Source organism: Devosia sp. LjRoot3, from assembly GCF_964252865.1.
Taxonomy (GTDB): Bacteria; Pseudomonadota; Alphaproteobacteria; order Rhizobiales; family Devosiaceae; genus Devosia.
On sequence record NZ_CAXUPK020000004.1, the window covers coordinates 1 to 19,830 of the forward strand.

18 protein-coding genes are annotated in these 19,830 nt (G+C 61.6%); 8 read left to right on the plus strand and 10 right to left on the minus strand.

Features of this window, described 5'->3' with window-relative positions:
- Positions 1-6: 6 nt before the first annotated feature.
- Positions 7-195: a hypothetical protein gene (locus ACSQ2A_RS14585; protein WP_436072835.1), complete on the minus strand. Its 189-nt coding sequence runs from the start codon at positions 193-195 to the stop codon at positions 7-9.
- A 222-nt stretch (positions 196-417) separates the two neighbouring features.
- Between ACSQ2A_RS14585 and ACSQ2A_RS14590 the strand changes: the two genes are divergently transcribed.
- Positions 418-1,014 (plus strand): hypothetical protein, encoded by a 597-nt coding sequence (locus tag ACSQ2A_RS14590; RefSeq protein WP_436072836.1) that lies wholly within the window; start codon positions 418-420, stop codon positions 1,012-1,014.
- Here ACSQ2A_RS14590 and ACSQ2A_RS14595 read toward each other — a convergent pair whose 3' ends face one another.
- The 8 genes from ACSQ2A_RS14595 to mutM form a co-directional block, all read right to left on the minus strand.
- Entirely contained in the window at positions 1,015-3,258 is a 2,244-nt protein-coding gene (locus ACSQ2A_RS14595) for a hypothetical protein (protein ID WP_436072837.1), read from the minus strand. It abuts the gene before it with no gap.
- A 431-nt stretch (positions 3,259-3,689) separates the two neighbouring features.
- Positions 3,690-6,143 carry a DNA topoisomerase (ATP-hydrolyzing) subunit B gene (gyrB, locus tag ACSQ2A_RS14600; RefSeq protein ID WP_295413747.1) on the minus strand — a complete coding sequence of 818 codons (2,454 nt, stop codon included), beginning with the start codon at positions 6,141-6,143 and terminating at the stop codon, positions 3,690-3,692.
- A gap of 123 nt (positions 6,144-6,266) precedes the next feature.
- Positions 6,267-7,379: a DNA replication/repair protein RecF gene (gene recF, locus ACSQ2A_RS14605; RefSeq protein ID WP_436072838.1), complete on the minus strand. Its 1,113-nt coding sequence runs from the start codon at positions 7,377-7,379 to the stop codon at positions 6,267-6,269.
- A 143-nt stretch (positions 7,380-7,522) separates the two neighbouring features.
- The gene (gene dnaN, locus ACSQ2A_RS14610) at positions 7,523-8,644 is read right to left on the minus strand and encodes a DNA polymerase III subunit beta (RefSeq protein WP_436072839.1); all 1,122 of its coding nucleotides are present in this window, start codon (positions 8,642-8,644) and stop codon (positions 7,523-7,525) included.
- Between the two features lie 173 nt (positions 8,645-8,817).
- On the minus strand, positions 8,818-9,231 hold the full coding sequence (locus ACSQ2A_RS14615) for a hypothetical protein (RefSeq protein ID WP_436072840.1): 414 nt from the start codon (positions 9,229-9,231) through the stop codon (positions 8,818-8,820).
- 147 nt (positions 9,232-9,378) lie between these two features.
- A complete protein-coding gene (dnaA, locus tag ACSQ2A_RS14620) occupies positions 9,379-10,851 on the minus strand; it encodes a chromosomal replication initiator protein DnaA (RefSeq protein WP_436072841.1) in 1,473 nt (490 codons plus the stop codon).
- An 899-nt stretch (positions 10,852-11,750) separates the two neighbouring features.
- On the minus strand, positions 11,751-12,017 hold the full coding sequence (gene rpsT, locus ACSQ2A_RS14625) for a 30S ribosomal protein S20 (protein WP_035080045.1): 267 nt from the start codon (positions 12,015-12,017) through the stop codon (positions 11,751-11,753).
- Positions 12,018-12,329: 312 nt separating this feature from the next.
- Positions 12,330-13,217 carry a bifunctional DNA-formamidopyrimidine glycosylase/DNA-(apurinic or apyrimidinic site) lyase gene (gene mutM / locus ACSQ2A_RS14630; RefSeq protein ID WP_436072842.1) on the minus strand — a complete coding sequence of 296 codons (888 nt, stop codon included), beginning with the start codon at positions 13,215-13,217 and terminating at the stop codon, positions 12,330-12,332.
- 116 nt (positions 13,218-13,333) lie between these two features.
- Here mutM and ubiE point away from each other — a divergent pair, with 116 nt between their 5' ends.
- The 6 genes from ubiE (at position 13,334) to ACSQ2A_RS14660 (ending at position 18,191) form a co-directional block, all read left to right on the plus strand.
- Entirely contained in the window at positions 13,334-14,098 is a 765-nt protein-coding gene (gene ubiE, locus ACSQ2A_RS14635) for a bifunctional demethylmenaquinone methyltransferase/2-methoxy-6-polyprenyl-1,4-benzoquinol methylase UbiE (protein ID WP_436072843.1), read from the plus strand.
- Positions 14,099-14,101: 3 nt separating this feature from the next.
- Positions 14,102-15,649, plus strand: coding sequence for a 2-polyprenylphenol 6-hydroxylase (ubiB, locus tag ACSQ2A_RS14640; protein WP_436072844.1), 1,548 nt, complete (start codon positions 14,102-14,104; stop codon positions 15,647-15,649).
- 63 nt (positions 15,650-15,712) lie between these two features.
- Positions 15,713-16,315: a hypothetical protein gene (locus ACSQ2A_RS14645; protein ID WP_436072845.1), complete on the plus strand. Its 603-nt coding sequence runs from the start codon at positions 15,713-15,715 to the stop codon at positions 16,313-16,315.
- Positions 16,312-16,770: a dUTP diphosphatase gene (dut, locus tag ACSQ2A_RS14650; protein ID WP_436072846.1), complete on the plus strand. Its 459-nt coding sequence runs from the start codon at positions 16,312-16,314 to the stop codon at positions 16,768-16,770. Before ACSQ2A_RS14645 ends, dut begins: the two co-directional genes overlap by 4 nt.
- On the plus strand, positions 16,724-17,470 hold the full coding sequence (locus tag ACSQ2A_RS14655) for a DUF2259 domain-containing protein (RefSeq protein ID WP_436072847.1): 747 nt from the start codon (positions 16,724-16,726) through the stop codon (positions 17,468-17,470). The genes dut and ACSQ2A_RS14655 overlap by 47 nt, the downstream gene beginning before the upstream one ends.
- On the plus strand, positions 17,460-18,191 hold the full coding sequence (locus ACSQ2A_RS14660; protein WP_436072848.1) for a HesA/MoeB/ThiF family protein: 732 nt from the start codon (positions 17,460-17,462) through the stop codon (positions 18,189-18,191). The genes ACSQ2A_RS14655 and ACSQ2A_RS14660 overlap by 11 nt, the downstream gene beginning before the upstream one ends.
- On the opposite strand, the gene ACSQ2A_RS14665 is transcribed toward ACSQ2A_RS14660, so the two are convergent.
- A complete protein-coding gene (locus ACSQ2A_RS14665) occupies positions 18,185-19,078 on the minus strand; it encodes a LysR substrate-binding domain-containing protein (RefSeq protein ID WP_436073219.1) in 894 nt (297 codons plus the stop codon). The two genes, ACSQ2A_RS14660 and ACSQ2A_RS14665, sit on opposite strands and share 7 nt — an antisense overlap.
- 11 nt (positions 19,079-19,089) lie before the next feature.
- Between ACSQ2A_RS14665 and ACSQ2A_RS14670 the strand changes: the two genes are divergently transcribed.
- Entirely contained in the window at positions 19,090-19,794 is a 705-nt protein-coding gene (locus ACSQ2A_RS14670; protein WP_436072849.1) for an NADPH-dependent F420 reductase, read from the plus strand.
- Positions 19,795-19,830 lie beyond the last annotated feature (36 nt).

Consider the following 19,830-nt stretch of genomic DNA (forward strand, 5'->3'; position numbering starts at 1 on the left):
GGCACGTCATTGCCTGCTTGAAAAATAGTCGACCTCGGCATCGCCATGTGTCGACAACACAGTGTCATAGACGATGACATGCTGGTGGCCCAGCCCTGAGGAGCGATGGCTTATGAGGACGCAGCCACCGTCGCGGAACTGGGACAGCCGAGTAATCGGCTGGATCGGCTTTGGTGGATAATCCGGAACCCGCATCGATCTCCCCCAATGCGCTCTGCCATCAGCTTGCCGCTGCTGTATTCTTGAGGCGATGGGCCGACCGCTGGTTCTATGCGTGCCTGCCCCCATCCTTCCCATCACCGATAAAGAAGACGAATGCCTTGGCGGCCGAACAGACGTGGACAATTAGTTCGCGAGAGCAGGTCGGACAATCACGTCTGCTTCATCAATCAGCAGGACACCCGCGGCAGGGCCACGTTGACATCGTCCACGCCTGCTGGTCACGGTCGGGCCGAAAAGAACATCGCCGATTGTGGGAGCGTCGCCAAGGCCGAAATCTTTGCCACCGCGCTCGACAACGCTGGACACCCCGTTGGCACCAATGTCGGTCAGTTGCTGCTGGACCAAGGCTTCCAGGGATCGATGGATTTCCCCCAGGAGGTCGCTCGCGAGCTCATGGACAAGGTCTGCGAGGGACATCCTGGAAGCACGTTCCACACGCGCTATTCGCGCCGCTGGTTCGCGACCAAATATCTGAGTTTGCTCCTGACCCTGACCCGCACGGGCATGTTCCCGCTGTATTGCTTCGCCTTGGCCAAGGATTGGATCGTGCGGCCTGACAGCTTGCTGATCGATTCTAGGCTCTGGAAGAACGGGGCCTTCGCCCCTGTCGTCCCGACGTTCTCGGTAGCCTACCTCGAAATCATGAAATTGCGCATCAAGGAGAACGGGTCGCGTCTGCCGAGGCTGTTGGACGGTCAGCAGCACGCTCTCATCGACCTCTTAGCTGCTGGCTATCGCTGGCCTGATGCCGAGCCAGAGGCAGAGCCCCTGATGCTCGGCATGGGAAGGTAGTTATGCGGCCTCCCATACTCGATTGAGTATCTTGGCCGCGATCGCCGCCTTGTCCTGCGGCAGGAACCGGCCGTAGTGCTGCTGAACCATGGCAGGGGTGTCCTGGATGGCATAGCTCGCTTGCTCGTACGAGCCAGTCTGCTTGAGGATGTGCGTGGCCAACACATCGCGGACATTGTGCGGGCCATGAGGGAGCAGTCCCTTGATCGCTCCGCGACCAGTGTAGGGATTGAATATGCCATAGCGCTGGATCGTCAGGCGCCACGCCTCATAAAACGTATTCTGGTTGTAGGCAGCATCAGCGCTGGTTCGCTTGACCGATTTCACGAAGAAGGTGCCCGGATCTTTTGCATCGCCGATCAGGACGGCGCGGTGACGGTCGACATAGGCTTCTATGGCGTCATAGAGCCCCGCCAGATCCGGCAGTACCAACCGAAATGGCTTTGACCCGAAGAAAGACGACGTCGAATTCTTGAAGGCGATTGAAGGGATCAGGACTTCCCAACCACCATCGCGATCGCTCCACCGCATCTCGCCCCGCTTCTTGTCCTCTAGATGCCGCTCCGACGTCGGCATGCGGCCACGCGGGCAGACCAACAGCTCGCGCAGGTTGCGTTGACGCAAGCCAGTGTGCATACCCAAGCGGATCAGCAGGAAGGATCTCACAGCCTCGGCCGCCGCCCGCGGATATCTGGTTTCATCAGGCATGAGACGCATGATCTCATCGGTGATCTTGCGGTACTCGCCCACTGGGCTATCAGCTTCGAGGACAGGCAGTATGGGCTCGAACGGATCCCGATGGATCTTGGCGACGCGCTGTATCTCGCGGATACGATGCCGAGCGTGCTTGTAGAAGGCGTCGCAGGAGCCACCCCAGTCCTTGCGTACCCGATCGATCTCCCCTTGGGTGATCATGCCCGGGATGGGGCGAAGTCGGTGCGCCAGATCCGGATTTTGCCGTATCCAGCCGGTCTCGGCGCGAGCCATGCTGAGGACGACGCTGAGCATGTCGACTTCCCATTTCGTATAGAAACCGCGCCTGCGCTCACGCCACTGCAGGTACCAGTCCCACACGGCTGGAAAGATCAGCATTGCAAAACAGATTCTGTCGAGCGGCACACCCGCGCCTTTGACCGTGCTACGCGGATCGGAAGCCAAGGCCCCGAACATCAGGCCGAGATGCTCGACCTTCTGGCTCGCCGTTTCCCCATTCCAAACGCCGTTGCGCTGGAATCCAAAGGCCGTCAACGTTGCCGTCTTGAACCGGAGCAGGTCCTGCATTTCTGCATCGAGGGACTCTGGCGCGTCCGTCACGGCCGATTCCAGCTCCAAGTCGAGGTCGCTGACCTCGTCCTCGACCTGCGGCATTGCCGGCCGTCTGCTCGATCCCAGGAACGAAGGGAAGCGAACGGCATACCGTTGTCGCATCGCTGCAGCCTGGAACCGGCGGTAATCGGTTGATCCCGAGATAATGACGTTTCGCACCCATTCCAGAATTTCTTCCTGCTCTCTCTTTGGGCGAGTTGGGAAGTCGTCTGGCAGGTGCCAAGCCAATCGTCGGCGTTCGGACGCAGGAATGCTGGAGAGCGTCACACCCCTGATTGCTCTCGCTTGGTGGGGGAGCTTGGCGCGGAAGTACCCCATCGGCAGCTTGTATCGACGCTCGATGTTGTTGAGGACGACGAGACTGCGCGCCGTTCGCGGCAGAAGCTGGCCCGTGCACCATTTCATCAGCGTCCGCTGGTCCTGCGCCTCCCCGCGGGATTCGAGCGCCAGGTAAAGATGCCGCACGCTGTCGCCATGCCGGCGCATGTGCATGACGAGGGCTGTTCCGAAATCGGCGACATCCACCCAATCTGTTGTGATAGGCTCTGGAAATTCGACGATAGTCTTCGGCGGCGGCCCAGACCGCGCTCGTTGTGGCTTTGCACTGATCGCAGGTTTGGCAGGATGCGATCTGGCGGGCTTCGAGACTGCCGGTGGGCGAAATGGATCACCGCCCTCCTGCATTGCCAAGGTGCGGGAAACCGCGTCGAAGATGGGCTGTAGGTGCTGACGGTTCTCAACCAAATCGGCAACAACCAGCCCGGTTGATGTCGCTATTTGCTCCCAGTGAATCCATTTGCCTCGATAGGGCGGGAACGCCATCAGCTCAAGCAGCCCGATTAGGTATGCCGATATCCTTTCCCTCTGGTCGGTGCTGAATTTCCCCGTCAGCCGCACGCGGCAGAAATCCGTGATCATTCGGGGTGTGAGAGATTGTGGTCGTGGCAATGGATACCTCCAGGTTGGGAGGTCGCCACATCAAGGAGCTGGGTTTATGCCCGCCTAATTCCACGCCAATCTTTCTCTGAGTCCCCAAGAATTTCGGACCGACTGGGAAGGCTTTGCCAGCGGCGAACGCAGACGCGCCGGCCAACGCGGTACAATGGCGGATTACACAAGACCGCGTCAGAACTGAAATCCGGTCGAGCTCGATGCGATCGCCGTCCACTGCGATGAGCTGGCCAAGCGTCCCTATTTGAAAGCGAATCGCAGGGCACACCAGCTGCGAACCGAGACCGAACGTGGTTCTGCTAACCATCCGGCAGAACTCGGTTCCATCTTATGCCCCTGTACCCAACCGTCTTATGGTTGGATTGTTCAACTTATGCTTGGAAGCACACCGGGAACTTTTAGACGTCCAGATTGCTCACATTGAGCGCATTGTCCTGAATGAACTCGCGGCGCGGCTCCACGAGGTCACCCATGAGCGCGGTGAAGATCTGGTCAGCTTCGCTGGTCTCGTCGATTTCGACGCGCAGCAGGGTGCGGGCATTGGGATCGAGCGTCGTTTCCCAAAGCTGCTCGGCGTTCATTTCGCCAAGACCTTTATAGCGCTGCAGGGAAACGCCCTTGCGACCGGCATCGGTGACCGCCTTGAACAGCGAGCTCGGCCCAAAAATGCTGATCGTATCGCCCTTGCGCTTGAGCGTCGGTACGCCGCCAAACAGTTCGTCGAGCCGGCCTGCCAGCTGGCGCAGCTTTCGTGCGTCGGCCGATTGCAGCAGCGCCCGATCGATCTGGTGCGTCTCGGTGACGCCGCGCACGGTGCGCGAAAAGGCCAGCGCATCTTCGTCGGTGATGACGCCGCTCCAGCCGCGCTCCAGCTCGTCCGAAATCCGGTCGAGGCGGTTGGCGACGCGCTTCAGCGTTTCGGCGCTCTTTTCCGGATCGGCCATGCCATCGGGATCGAGCCCGCCGACAATCGCGGCCTGTTCGACAAGATTGCGATTGTAGCGCGTGTTGAGGTTCTTGATCGCATAGTCGATGTCGCGCGCCTGCTGCAGGATCGACAAGAGGTCAGGCCCGGCATGTTCGACGCCGTCGCGTGTCGTAAACACGGCCTCGTCGAGCCCGGCATCGAGCAGGTAGTTTTCGAGCGCGCGCTCGTCCTTCAGATATTGCTCGGAGCGGCCGCGCGTCGCCTTATAGAGCGGCGGCTGGGCAATGTAGATGTGACCGCGCTCCAGCAGTTCCGGCGTCTGCCGGTAGAAGAAGGTGAGCAGCAGCGTGCGGATATGGGCGCCGTCGACGTCGGCGTCCGTCATGATGATGATCTTGTGGTAGCGCAGCTTGTCGGCGTTGAACTCTTCGCGGCCAATGCCGGTGCCCAGCGCCGTGATCAGCGTGCCGACCTGGTCGGACGAGATCATCCGGTCAAAACGCGCGCGTTCCACATTGAGAATCTTGCCGCGCAGCGGCAGCACGGCCTGGTTGGAACGGTCACGGCCCTGCTTGGCCGAACCACCTGCCGAGTCGCCCTCGACGATGAAGATTTCCGATTTTGCAGGATCGCGTTCCTGGCAGTCGGCCAGCTTGCCCGGCAGCGAGGAGATCTCGAGCGCACCCTTGCGGCGGGTCAGTTCGCGTGCCTTGCGCGCGGCCTCGCGGGCAGCGGCGGCTTCCACCACCTTGCCGACGATGATCTTTGCTTCGTTCGGATGCTCTTCGAACCACTGGCCGAGCTTCTCGTTGACGATGTTTTCGACAACCGGGCGCACTTCGGAGGAAACCAGCTTGTCCTTGGTCTGGCTCGAAAATTTCGGGTCCGGCACTTTGACCGACAGCACGCAGGTCAGACCTTCGCGCGTGTCGTCGCCGTTGAGCTCGACCTTTTCCTTCTTGGCGATACCCGAGCTTGTCGCATAGCCCGTCACCTGGCGCGTCAGTGCACCGCGCAGGCCCGCAAGGTGCGTACCGCCGTCACGCTGCGGGATGTTGTTGGTAAAGCACAGCACGTTCTCGTGGTAACTGTCGTTCCACTGCAGCGCCACTTCGACGGTAATGCCGTCCTTTTCCGAGATCATGGTGATCGGGGCTTCGATCACCGGCGCCTTGGACTTGTCGAGATATCGAACGAAGGCCTCGAGACCGCCTTCGTAAAACAGCTCCACCTCAAGCGGCTCGGGATGGCGATGATCGCGCAGGAGAATGCGCACGCCCGAATTGAGGAATGCCAGTTCGCGCAGGCGGTGTTCGAGCGTCTTGAAGTCGAAATCCACCATGGTGAAGGTGTCGGTCGAGGGCAGGAAAGTGATTTCCGAACCCGAGCGCCCTTCATAGGTGCCCGGCTGCTTGTTCTCGACATAGGTGCCGATCACCTTGAGCGGCGCATCGGCCACGCCGTGGGTGAAGCTCATCTCATGGATGGAGCCATCGCGGCGGATATTGAGTTTCAGGAAAACCGAGAGCGCGTTCACGACGGACACGCCCACGCCGTGGAGACCGCCGGAAACCTTGTAGGAATTCTGGTCGAATTTGCCGCCGGCATGGAGCTGGGTCATAATGACCTCGGCCGCCGAGACGCCTTCAGAAGCGTGAATGCCGGTCGGAATGCCGCGACCATTGTCGTTGACCGAGCAGGACCCGTCGGCGTTGAGGGTGACGGTCACAAGATCGGCATGGCCGGCCAGAGCCTCGTCGATGGCGTTGTCGACCACCTCATAGACCATGTGATGCAGGCCCGAACCGTCATCCGTGTCCCCGATATACATGCCGGGGCGCTTGCGCACGGCATCGAGCCCTTTGAGCACCTTGATGCTGTCGGCGCCATACTCGTTCGGGGTCGGATTTTCGCTATCGCTCATGGGGTCCGAATCACTCGTACTTTTGGTTACTTGGTTCTACCGGAACGGGGCTTGAACCCCAAGAAAATTGCCGGTTTTCGTGGCTTTTGGTGGGCATAAGGGGCACATTTGCCGCCCTTTGCACTAGTCCCGCGCCACGCGGCCCTCGCGCACGGTAAATCGCTGCGCCCGGTCTTCGAGAGCCTCGAAGAGAACTGGGTCGGTCCCGGTCAGAAAACACTGCGTCCCCAACCCGTCGAGCGCCAGAAACAGTGCCCGCCGGCGATCCGGATCAAGATGGGCCGCAATCTCGTCGAGCAGCAGAAACGGCACGATGCCGGTCCTGAGGCGCACCAGCCGCGCATGGGCGAGGATCAGCCCGATGAGCAGCGCCTTCTGCTCTCCGGTCGACCCCAGAGCCGCAGGCATGTGCTTTTGCGCATGCATGACGTCGAGATCGACCCGGTGTGGACCTGATGTGGTGCGCCCAGCCGCGCGATCAAGGCCGCGCGCCGCATGCCAGCGCTGCGTCAGAAGAGTTTCAAGCTCGGCCGAGGTCGTGGCTTCGGCTCCATCCTCGAAGAGCGGGGTCAGCGACAGCCGTGCCGCCGGAAAACTGGCATCGTCGAGGCTTTCGGCGATCAGCGCCTGAAGATGAGCGAGGCTATCGGCGCGGTTGAGATGGATCGATGCGCCGAGCTCGGCCATCTGCACTTCCACGGCATTGAGCCAGCGCGGGTCGGTGCCGTCTTCGAGCAGCTTGTTGCGCTGCCGCATGGCCTTTTCATAGTCCGAAACGGCCGAAGAGTGCGACGGGATCAGCGTCGTTACCAGCCGGTCGAGAAACCGCCGCCGCTCGCCCGCGGGGCCGGAAAAGAGCCCATCCATCGCCGGGGTCAGCCAGAGCACGCGCAGATAGTCGCTCATGGCCTCAATGGAACGCGCATTGGCACCATTGACCCGCACCCGCCGCCCGCCATCGGGCAAGGCGCCCGTGCCGATATCGGCCGGCCCGTCATTGGTCTCTATGGTTGCTGCCACAGCCCAACCAATATCCGAACCCTGCTGCTGCAAAGTTTCAAAACTGGCGCCGCGCAGCCCGCGCCCCGGCGAGAGTACGGAAACGGCCTCAAGCAGATTGGTCTTGCCCGAGCCGTTCGACCCGGTCAGCACGACATGGCGCTCATCAAGATCGAGCGCGGCGGATGCGTAGTTGCGGAAGGCAGAAAGCCGAAGCCGGGAGATGTGGCGGATCATGACGAAGTGATTTCACCTCCACCGCTCGTCACCCTCGGGCCTGACCCGAGGGCGTTGCACTTACTTTTGCATTCGCAAGTGAAGAACCCTCGGGTCAAGCCCGAGGGTGACGGTCGAGTTTGATGCAGGCAGAAAATTGCCGACTACACGCGCATCGGCATCAGCACATAAAGTGCATTTGCCTCGCCCTCTTCCTTCACCAGCGTCGGCGAATTGGCGTCGTTGAAAAGGAAGACAGCACTTTCCGAGCGGATCTGGGTGATGATGTCGAGCAGATACCGCGCATTGAAGCCGATCTCAAAACTGTCGACGTCGAAATCGACCGCCAGCTCCTCGCTCGCCGTGCCATGGTCCGGATTGGTCACCGACAGTTCCAGCAGGCCATCATGGGCCTGCAGCTTGACCGCCTTGCCGCCGCGATCGGAGGCAATGGTCGAGACGCGGTCGACAGCCACGGCGAAGGCGCCGCGATCGACCAGCATCTGCTTGTCATTGTTCTTCGGGGTCACGCGATCGTAGTCCGGGAACGTGCCTTCGATCAGTTTTGAGAGCAGCACGACCGGACCGACGGTGAAGCGGATTTTCGTATCCGAAACTTCCACCTTCACATCGCCATCGACACCGTCGAGGAGCTTCTGCACTTCGCCCACGGTCTTTTTCGGCACGATGATGCCGCTCATGCCGCGCGCGCCTTCGGGTGCTGCGATTTCGGCACGGGCCATGCGGTGACCGTCGGTCGCAACAGCGCGGAACAGCGGGCCGGTCTGGGAATTGTCGACGGCGTGGAAATAGATGCCGTTGAGATAGTAGCGCGTCTCTTCATTGGAGATCGCGAACTGGGTGCGCTCGATCAGCTCGCGCAGCAGCGCGGCCGAAACGTCGAATTCATGCGCGAAGGCGCCCGACTTCAGATCGGGGAAGGAATCGGGCGAGAGACACGCCAGGTTAAAGCGCGAGCGACCGGAGGTGAGAACCATGTTCTCGCCGCCATCGGTTTCGAGGCGCACTTCGGCGCCGTCGGAAAGCTTGCGGACGATTTCATAGAGCGTATGCGCCGGCACCGTGGTCGTGCCCGGGGTCGAGACCATGGCCGGCACCGATTCCGTCACCTCGATATCGAGGTCGGTGGCGCGCAGCTCGACATGATCGTCGCTCGCCTTGAACAGCACGTTGGCGAGGATGGGATAGGTGTTGCGGCGTTCCACAACCCGATGCACATGGCTCAGGGACTTGAGCAGATGGTTGCGTTCGAGCGTGACTTTCATATTCGGCATCTATCCCAAAAAAGCGCAGCAATCCGGCCGAGGCCGGGCAGGGACGTTTACATTCCCGTAACCGCTTGGCAAGGCCAGCGAGGCGTTTAGAGCGTGGTGCGGAAAAGTGGGGAGCGGTTTTCCGCAGGAAACCACGCGGCCCACCAATTGCGCCAATCTGTGGATCAGCTCTGGAAGTAGACCGTTACGGAAAAACGCTCATCGGCTTCCGCCCCCAGCGCCTCGAGCCCCTCGAACGGCACGCAGCGATCGACCGCCGCCAGAACGCTGTCGGTCAGCGCGCCGCGCTTGCTGGCCGCCTTGGCCGATTCCGGCGCCAGCATGGCCTCGCCATCGAGCCGGCCATCGCCAAAAAAGGCAATGTCGAGCGCCAGGCGCTGATCTTCCTCGCCCGGCGGCACGATCCAGCAGGCCATGAGCTGCTGCTGCACGCGAATGGCAATGGCCTGGTTCTGCTTGGCGATGGCGTCAGCAGAAAGGCCTTGCGCAAGGACGGGCGAGGTCAGGAGGAGAGTGGCAAAGAGAACGGCAAATCTGATCATGCGCCCATGGGTGCCGGTCGGCCCGGGCGAGATCAAGGCACAGTTCTGTCAATTTGAAGAGAATTGGAAATTGTCGCGCGGGGGACACAGCGGTGGCCCCTCCCCATGCCGAAAATGCGAAATCCCCGCTTGCGCGGGGATCACGTCATCGACATGGGATCCGGCGGATAGACCGCCCGACCCCTATTCTTCAAGCATGCGCTTCAACAGCTCGATTTCCTGGCCGAGTTCCAGATCATCCTTGATCATCTGCTCGACTTTTCGCACCGAGTGCAAGACGGTCGTGTGATCGCGACCACCGAAGCGACGGCCAATTTCCGGCAGCGAGCGGGAGGTGAGAGCCTTGGCCAGATACATGGCGATCTGGCGCGGACGCACCACGTCGCGCGAGCGGCGGGCCGAGAGCAATTCGTTGCGCGGCACCTTGTAGTGGCGCGAGACAATTTTCAAAATATCTTCGATGCGGACGCGCTTGGCGTCGCGGGCGCGGATCAGGTCGGCCAGGGTCTTTTCGGCCAACGGCACGGTGATCAGTTCGCCGGTCAGCTGGTTGGCAGCGACGAGGCGATTGACGGCGCCATCGAGGTCGCGGCCGTGGCTGGTGACGGCGCGAGCGACATAGTCGAGCACGGCCGGCGGGAAATGCATGCCGAAGCGGGCGGTCGACTGGTCGGCGCGGCGCTGCACAATGGCGCGGCGCAGGTCCATGTCAAAGGTCGAGATCGGCACGACCAGGCCACCCGAGAGCCGCGAACGGACGCGCTCATCGAGCATTTCGAGATCGCGCGGCGGCGCATCGCCGGCCACGACAACCTGCTTGGCCCCGGTAAGAAGCGCGCCGAGCGTGTGGCCGAATTCGGTGGCCGACTTGCCCTGCAGGAACTGCATGTCGTCGATCAGCAGCAGATCGACCTTCCGGAGCCACTCCTTGAAGCCGAGCGCGGACTGGCGCTGCACGGCGGTAATGAAGTGGTACATGAAATGGTCGGCGGTCAGGTAGACGATGTTTTTCGAACTATCGGCCTGGCTGACGGCATGGGCGATGGCGTTGAGCAGGTGCGATTTGCCGAGGCCAACCGTCGAATGAATATAGACGGGATTGAAGGTGACGGTGTTGTTGATCGCCGCATTGGCGATCTGCTTGGCGACACCGAAGGCCATTTCATTGGCTTCGCCCGACACGAAGGTGTCGAAGGTCATGCGGGAATCGATGGCGCTACCGGCAAGGGCATCGCCCTTCTGGGCCGGCTGTACGAGGCGGGCGACCGGAGCGGCAGAGGCTGCTTCGACGGGCGCTGCCTGGGCGGAAACGGGCTTTGCGGTGGAGGTTTCTTCAACCGGTTCGGCCGCTACGACCGGCGCTGGAGCCAGACGCGGGCGGGCCTGGCCATTGACGCGCAGGGTTACGTGCAGGCGGGCCGCATCGGGAACGTCGTGGCGGAAGGCTTCGACGATGCGGTCGGAATAATTGGACTGCACCCAGGAGCAGAGGAAGCGCGTGGGGGCAGAAAGGTGCACGAGGTCGTCGACGAGCTCTTCAAGCTCCAGCCGGGCGAACCAGGAAGTGAAGACATCCTCGCCAACGGCCGCTTTGAGGCGGGCACGCACGCGCATCCAGAGATCGCGCTGAATGGCGGCGGGGGAATTTTCACTCATGACAGGGTCGCCACTCTGGTTGACGGAGGAAGAGGAGGGAGAGGCGGCCACCGACCAGTCATCCCGTCCTGCGATTGCCTGTCGCATCATTGTTTTCATGCCCTGTTTCGTTGTGCCCGAACGGTCCGCATGCCGCCGGAGCTTGTTGTTCTTGCGCCCGCCTCTCCACTTAAGAGACGAGCATCACCTTGCTTCCCCGGAGAGGAGAAGCATCGACCCCAGCAGTCGCCCGCCAGCGGTCCAGATCAATCAATGTCGTGAGTTCGGCCGAACGGCCGAAGGACTAATACGCCGTGCCACCCCGGAGGAATCCGGCAGCACACCGTTCCGTCAAAAAGGTCATAACCAGCCCATGCTGCTCCGGCCTCGTGTGCCGAGACAGCCCCCAAACTCTTGCCCGAAGTGATCGTGTCCGCACCGTGCCGAGGTCTTTTCGAGCCCCGCTTTTCCGTGCTGACCAGTTCACTTTAGGGGGTTGGTTTTGGCCCTGCAACTGGTGAATCGTTGAAATAGGGTCTTGACTCGGAGGCAGAGTTTTAACCCTCGGGCGAGGTCCAAAATTGCCTTTCCACAAGAGCCTGTGACTCAATGCAGAATCGCTTTTTTGTCCCTTTAACAAAGGGTGAAAAAATTATTCTCGTCCCCAGATCTCGCCGATTTTATGTCGATTTGAACGCGGTTTAACGGGAGCGGGTTTCCCCCGGGTAACCCGTTAAATCTGAAGCGCTTTCCAGCCTGCTGCTCAAAGGTGAGGCATTCTACCACACCGTCACGGAAATGAAATGTGACGTCAGCAAGACGAAAAAACTGTCCGTTCGACCACCAAAGAAAAAGGGCTCCTCGCGGAGCCCGTTTCTTCTGTCGCGTCTGCCTTGAGGGCGCCGCTTCAGATCCAGCGCTTAGGCCTGGAGGGCCTTAACGCGGCTATTGAGACGGCTAACCTTGCGAGCGGCGAGGTTGGCATGAACGATGCCCTTGGTCGCTGCGCGGTTGATTTCGGGTTCGGCAGCCTTGAGGGCGGCGAAAGCAACGGCGTGATCGCCGGCAGTGATCGCTTCTTCGACCTTGCGGATGAAGGTACGAACGCGGCTACGACGCGACTTGTTGACCGCGGTGCGGGCTGCGATCTTGCGGGTAGCCTTTTTGGCTGAAGGCGTATTGGCCATAACGGTCCTCTTTAGCGTCCAACCGGCCAACAAGCGTACAAAGTCGCAGGCGTCCGGGATAAAATGAAATCGGCGGCTTTCGACTGCCGCCAAGTTGGGCGGTCTATAGGGGAAAGGCGCCGAGGCGTCAACAGGACTCTGTCGCCAAAGCCGCCCATTAGCGCCCTACTGCGTTCAGGCACCGCCCTCTCCCTGCCATCGTCATTGCCGGGCTCGTCCCGGCAATCCATCTTGCTTCCGCTGGGGACCACCGGGACAGGCCCGGTGGTGAAGATGATGGATGGTATCGCGCCTGCAGCGGGGTATCGTCCCTCAAGGCTGCTTCTGACACACCGGACAAAAGAATGTCGAGCGCCCCGACTGCACGATGCGTTCAATCGTTCCCGTGCACAAAGGCGTGGGGCACGGCTCCCCTTCCCGGTCATAGACGGCAAACCGGTGCTGGAAATAGCCCGACCCGCCTTCGGCATTGCGAAAATCCCGGAGCGTCGAACCGCCCACCTCGATGGCTTCGGTAAGCACCTCCCGCACGGCATAGGAGAGATCCTCCAGCGCCTTCTTGGGCTTTTCCGCCCTGGTGACGAGCGTCCGCGCCTCGACCGTGGGGAGGATATGGGCGCGATGCAGCGCCTCGGCGACATAGATATTGCCCAGCCCCGCCACGACGCGCTGGTCAAGCAGCGCCGCCTTGATCGGCGCCTTCTTGCCCCTGAAAGCGGTGGCCATCTCCTCGGCATTGAAATCATTGCCGAGCGGCTCCGGCCCCAGCCCCGTCAAATAGGGACTGTCTTCGGGCCGCTCAAAAAGGTCCAAAAATCCAAAACGCCGGGGATCGGCATAGATAAGGTGGCTCTTCCCATGCTCGGGATGATCAATCGAAAAAATCAGATGGTCATGCTTGGGCTCGGTGCCCGGCTCATAATAGCGCGGCGGCTTGTCGATACCGTGCTCGGCAAAGCGCCAGGAGCCGGTCATGCCCAGATGGCTCAAAACCGTAAGGCCATTGTCGAGACCAATAAGAAGGTATTTTGCCCGCCGCCCGACATTGGTCACCGTCGCGCCCGTCACCTTTTCCGCCAGCCCCTCTGGAAAGGGAAAGCGCAGGTCCGGCCGCCGCAGCTCCACCTTTTCTATACGCGCATGCAGCAACCAGGGCTCCAGCCCCCTGCGGACGGTTTCGACCTCGGGCAATTCGGGCACTCAAAATCTCCTTCACCCTGCGGTTCTTTGCGCCATGGGCTTTTTCGCGCGCCTTATATATGGTGCGCGCCGATCCCATGTGGATGTTTTACTAGACCAGCAAAGAGGCGTGAGCCATGACCGAGGCGCGCGAAACCACCCATTTCGGCGAACAGACCGTGGCGCTTGAAGACAAGCAGGGCCTCGTCAACAAGGTCTTTCACGACGTCGCAGACCGCTATGACCTCATGAACGACCTCATGAGCTTTGGTATCCACCGCCTCTGGAAGGATGCCATGATCGCCGACCTCGCGCCGCCCCGCGCCGGCAGCCGCGGCTACAAGGTGCTTGATATGGCCGGCGGCACCGGCGACGTCGCCGAACGCATCGTCAATGCGTCACACGGCTATGCCGAAGTCGTCGTCTCCGACATCAATTCGGACATGCTGCGCGTCGGCGCCGAGCGCGCCAAAACCTGGCGCTATCCCTCTCAGGCCAGCTTTGTCGAAGCCAATGCCGAAGAGCTACCCTTCGAGAGCAACAGTTTTGACGCCTATACGATCGCCTTCGGCATCCGCAATGTGCCGCGCATCCAGGTGGCGCTCAACGAAGCCCATCGCGTCTTGAAGCGCGGCGGCCGCATCCTCGTCCTCGAATTCTCCCAGGTCGACGTGCCCGGCTTTGACGCGGTCTATCGCGCCTTTTCCGATACGGTCATTCCGCCCATGGGCCGCGCCGTCACCGGCGATGCCCAGCCCTATCAATATCTCGTCGAATCGATCCGCAAATTCCCCGACCCCGCGCGCTTTACCGCCATGCTCGACACGGCCGGCTTCAAGCGCACAAGGCACACCGCCTTTTCGGGCAATATCGCGACGGTGTTTTCGGGCTGGAAGATCTGACGCATGGGTCTTGGCTCTTATTTCCGCCTCGTCAACGCCGGCTGGGTGCTGGCGCGTGAAGGCGCCTTCTCCGTGCTTCCCGCCGAATCCCTGCCGCCCTCGATGAAACTGGGCATTGGCCTGGCGCGTCTTGTCGAGCGGCCGAGCGTGCGCAAAACCGGTCGCGTCGACCGGCTCAATGCCGCCCTCAACAAGCTCGGCCCGAGTTTTGTCAAATTCGGCCAGACCCTTGCCACACGTCCCGACATCGTCGGCGCTCAGGCAGCCGAAGACCTGTCGGGCCTACAGGACCGCATGCCGCCCTTCGATCCCACGCTGGTTCCCGGTATTTTGGCGTCTGCCCTCGGCTCCAAGGCCGAACTGCTGACCGAGATCAGCGAGCCCGTCGCCGCTGCCTCCATTGCCCAGGTGCACAAGGCAAAGCTGCGCCAGTCCGGCGCATTGCCAAAAACCGTGGCGATCAAGATGCTGCGCCCCGGCGTCTCCGAGCGTTTTCACTCCGACACCCAGGCGCTCTATGCCGGCGCCCGTCTCGCCGAAACCTTTGCGCCTTCGAGCCGGCGCCTGAAACCGACCGAGGTCGTCAAAACTCTCGACCATTCGATGCGCATTGAATTGGACCTGCGCCTTGAAGCCGCCGCCATTTCCGAAATGGCGCAAAACATCAGGCAAGATACCGGCTTCGTCATCCCCGATGTCCAGTGGGACCAGGTCGCGCAAAACGTCCTCACCACCACCTGGATGGACGGCATTCCGATCCGCGATCTCGCCGCCATGGACGCGGCCGGGATCGATCGCAAGGCGCTGGCCTCAAAACTGTTGCAGTCCTTCCTGCGCCACGCCATTCGCGACGGCTTCTTCCACGCCGACATGCATCCGGGCAATCTCTTCGCCGATCCGAAGTCAGGCGATGTCATCGCCGTCGATTTCGGCATCATGGGCCGCATTTCCAAGCGCGAACGAAAGTTCCTTGCCGATATCCTGTTCGGCTTCATCACCAGGGATTATCGCCTCGTCGCCCAGCGCCATTTCGACATCGGCTACGTTCCAAAACACCAGTCGGTCGACGATTTCACCCTCGCCATTCGCTCAATCGGCGAACCGCTGCATGGCCGCACCGCCGCCGACATTTCCATGGCCAAGGTTCTGGGGCAGCTCTTCGTCATCACCGAACTTTTCGACATGCAGACCCGCCCCGAGTTGGTCCTGCTGCAAAAGTCCATGGTGCTGGTCGAAGGCGTCGCGCGAAATCTCGATCCCGATCTCGATATCTGGACCGTCGCCGAGCCCGTCGTGGGCGATTGGCTGCGCCGCGAGGAAGGCCCCATCGGGCGCCTCGAAGATTTCGCAGGCCATTTTAGCCGCATGAGCGAAGCCCTCGGCCGCGTGCCCGTCCTCATCGCCGAGGCCGAAATCGCCCTTGCCGAACACCGCGCCATGATGGCCAAGCCGCCCAATCGCTTCATCAACAACGCCCTTGTGGCTGTCTTGATCGCGGCCTTCGTGGTTCTCGTCCTTGCCGGCTGGCGCCTCCTCACAGGTAATTTTTAGCCCAACTTGCCGCTTGGTGGGCAAGTGCCTAGATTGCCGCCAAATCGGCTCCGGGAGACTTTTATGGGTTTGAAGACCATTGCAAAACTGGGCGCCATGCTGATGCTCGGCGCCTCGCTTGCGGGCTGCATCGACGCAACGGTCGATGTCGAACTCACCAGCGAAACCACCGCCAAGGCCACCCTGACCCAGGTCATGTCGGCCGATTTCTACGCCATGATGAAGATGAGCGCCGAGGAAAGCGAAACGGCGACCAGCGAGTTCTGCACCGAAGGCGACCTCGTCGAAAATGCCGATGGCAGCGCCACCTGCACGCTCGTCGAGGAAGGCACTTTCGAGGAATTGGCAGCGCTCGAAGGCGAAGACAACGCCCTCCACTTCACCTCCGCCGGCCCTGGCCTCGTGCGCGTCGCGCTGCCGACGGCCGAACTGACCGGGGAACTCGGCTCCAGCGACGACATGGATGCCGAAACCAAGCAAATGGTCGAAGCCTTCTTCACCGGCCACGCCGTCACCATCCGCATTTCCGGCGCCGAAGTCACCGAAACCAATCTCGAGCTCAGCGACGACAAGAAATCGGCCGAGATCGAAATACCCTTCCTCGACCTCATCAACGGCACCGCCGACCTTCCCGACGAAATTTTTGCCGTGGTGCGCGCCAAGTGACCGCTTCTGTCTCCATCGCCCTGCAATGGCTCCCCCATGGCGTAGGCCTCTTTGTGCCAAAGGTGCAGACCGCCCTCTCGGCCGGGGCTGATCTCTGCGCCGCCGTTGCGGCCGATGCGCCAATCACGCTGAAGCCCGGCGCCCGCGCGCTGATCCCCTGCGGCTTTGCCATGGCCCTGCCCGCCGGCTATGAGGCGCAAGTCCGCCCCCGCTCCGGCCTTGCCGCCAAACACGGCGTGACGGTGCTCAATTCCCCCGGTACGATCGATGCCGACTATCGCGGCGAGGTGAAGGTGATCCTCGTCAATCTGGGCGCCGAAGATTTCGTCGTCACCCGCGGCGAGCGCGTCGCCCAGATGGTGGTCGCCCCGGTGGTGCAGCCGGTCTTTGCCGAAGTGGAGGCGCTTGATGAAACCGAACGTGGATCTGGTGGCTTCGGCTCGACGGGTCGCTAGTCTTTTTGGGCTTTTTGGTCTGATGGCCTCACCCGCCCTGGCGGGTGATCGGGCACTGATCGACTTCATCGGCTTTTCGCCCGATGCCAAATATTTCGCCTTCGAGGAATTCGGCATCCAGGACGGCTCCGGCTTTGCCTATTCCAATATTTTCGTCGTCGACCTCGAAACCGACACCTGGCTCGAAGGCACGCCCATTCGCGTGCGCACCGAGGACGAGAACAAGCCGCTGCTGCAGGTTCGCTCCGAGGCCAATAGCGAAGCCATAAAGATCATCGCCGACAAGGAAATTTTTGTACCGGCCGAGATCGCCGTCCTCATCGGCGACGGCGCGGTCGAAGCCGACGCGCAAAACCTTGCCTTTGGCATCCCCGGTTACGAACGCGGCAAGGTGCAGGAAGAGCGCCTCCTCACCCTCAAAACCTTCCCCCTCAAATCCAGCGAAGATTGCGAACTCTGGTTCGATACGCCGCCGCAAGGCTTTGAACTGACCCTTTCGGGGGGTGAGGCCAGCGTGACGATCCATCGCGACGAGGTCCTGCCGAAATCGCGCGGCTGCGTGCTCGACTACCGGCTCTATGCCGTGGTCATTCCGGGGCTCGATGCGCCGCAGGGCACGGGCGTCGCTGTTGTCTCCACCTATCCGGGCGGTTTTGAGGGCCCGGACCGGCGCTTCCTCGCGGTGCCCTTTGCCTTCTGAGACGCCCCTCTCCCCTGAGGAAACGCGCCGCTATGCGCGCCACCTCGTCCTCAAGGGATTTGGCGGCGCCGCCCAGCAAAAACTCAAGGCTGCCAGCGTGCTCGTCGTCGGCGCCGGCGGCCTCGGCAGCCCGGCCGTGGCCTATCTCGCCGCCGCCGGCATTGGCCGGCTGGGGATCATCGACCCGGACACGGTTTCGCTCTCAAACCTCCAGCGCCAGATTGCGCACACCACCGCCAGCGTGGGCTCAGGCAAGGCCGAGAGTGCCAAGACTTTTGCCGAAAACCTCAATCCGCACGTCGCGGTCGACGCGATCCCCGAGGCTGTCACCGATGCGAATGCCGCAAAAATCCTGGCGCCCTACGACCTCATCCTCGACGGCACCGACAATCTCATCACCCGCCGCCTCGTCGCCAAGACATCAACAGCTCAAAAGAAGCCCCTCGTCTCCGGCGCCGTCTCGATGTTCTCGGGGCAAGTGACGGTCTTCGCGCCGCATCTCGGCGGCCCCAGTCATGACGCGCTGTTTTCCGACGAAGCGGACGATGAAAACCTCCCCTCCTGCGAACTCAACGGCATTTTGGGGCCGGTCACCGGCGTCATCGGCACGCTCATGGCCATGGAGGCCATAAAACTCATTACCGGTACCGGCACGCCACTGATCGGCCGCGTACTGGTCTATGACGCGCGGGACGCCCAGTTCTCTGAGATCGCCTACTGAAGTTCGCGCAGTTCCCGCGCGATCCACTCGATCACCCCGGCCAATCTCCGCGGCACGAATTGCCGTGACGGATAGACCGCGTGAATGGGCAGAGCGAGCTTCTTCCAGCCCGAAAGCACCTCTACCAGCGCTCCACTCGCCAGATCCTCCTCCACCAGCACGCGCGGCGCATAGGCCAGCCCCACGCCCTCCAGCGCCGCCGCCCGCATGGCCTCGCCATTGTCGACGCCAAAATTGCCCCGGACCGCCGCCGAAACCTCGCGCCCCTCAAAATCCCAAAAACTCCAATGGTCGCGCGGCGAGAGATTGAGGCTGATGACGCAGCGATGGTTTCCCAACTCGTCCGGATGCCCCGGCGTACCCTCGCGCCTCAAATAGTCCGGCGACGCGCAACAGGCGAAGTCATAGGTGCCTATCCGCCGCGCGATCAGGCTCGAGGGTTTGAGATTGCCGATGCGAAAGGCCAGGTCATAGCCTTCCGCCACAAGGTCCACATTGCGATCGAGCAGCCGCATTTCCACCGACACGGCCGAATGCGCATTGGTGAAGCGCGCCAGGGCCGGCGTCAGCAGCTTCACCCCCAGCGTCGTCGAGCCGCTGATCCTGATATGCCCGACGAGGTCCTCGGCCTGCGGATGGGCAATATCGTCCAGCTCCTCCACCTCTTCGATAATGCGCATGGCCTTGGCGAGAAACATCTGCCCGGTCTCGGTCAGCCGCTGGCTGCGCGTCGTCCGCTCGATCAGTTTTACGCCGTAGTCCGCTTCCAGCGCGAGGATACGCCGCCCGACCATGGCCGGGGACACATTGAGCCGCCCTGCCGCCTTGGAAAAGCTGCCCGAGGTTGCGGCGGTGACAAAGGTGCGCAAATTGACGAGATCAACCATTCGATACATTTATGCAATTATCTTGTTCCAACTCAAGACATTCTCGCGAGAATAGTCCAGGCCTAAATTCTCTCCATCGAAACCGCCACACGGAGAGAAACGAAATGACCACCGCAATCATCGGTCTTGGAAATATGGGTTCGGGCCTCGCCCGTCGTCTTGCCGGCAAGGGCAATCTGGTGCTCGCCGCCCGCAATGAAGCCGCTGCCGCAGCGCTGGCCGCCGAGATCAGCGCCACGAGCGCCTCCATCGAGGCCGCCATTGCCGGTGCCGACACCGTCGTCCTCGCTTTGCCCTATGCTTCGGCGCTCGACCTCGCAAAGTCAGGCGCACTCGATGGCAAGGTGGTTGTCGACATCTCCAACCCGGTAAAGCCGGATTTTTCGGGCCTCTCCATCGGCTTTGAGACTTCGGCCGCCGAGGAAATCCAGAAGGCCGCGCCTGGCGCAACGGTCGTAAAGGCGTTCAACACCATCTTTGCCGGTCTCTTTGCCGCCCCAGCCGATGACACGGCCAATGTACCGGTCTTCCTCGCGGGTGAGGATGCCGCCGTGGCTCAGGTCGAGACGCTGGTGAAGAATTCCGGCTTCGCCGTCGAAAAGACCGGCACACTCGACGCCGCCCGCCTACTCGAACCGGTCGGCATGCTCAACATCCGCTTCGGCTACGGCCTCGGCCGCGGCACCGCCATCGCGCCGGCTTGGCTCAGCGTTTGAGCCTAGTCGCTGAACGTCATCCTCGGGCTTGACCCG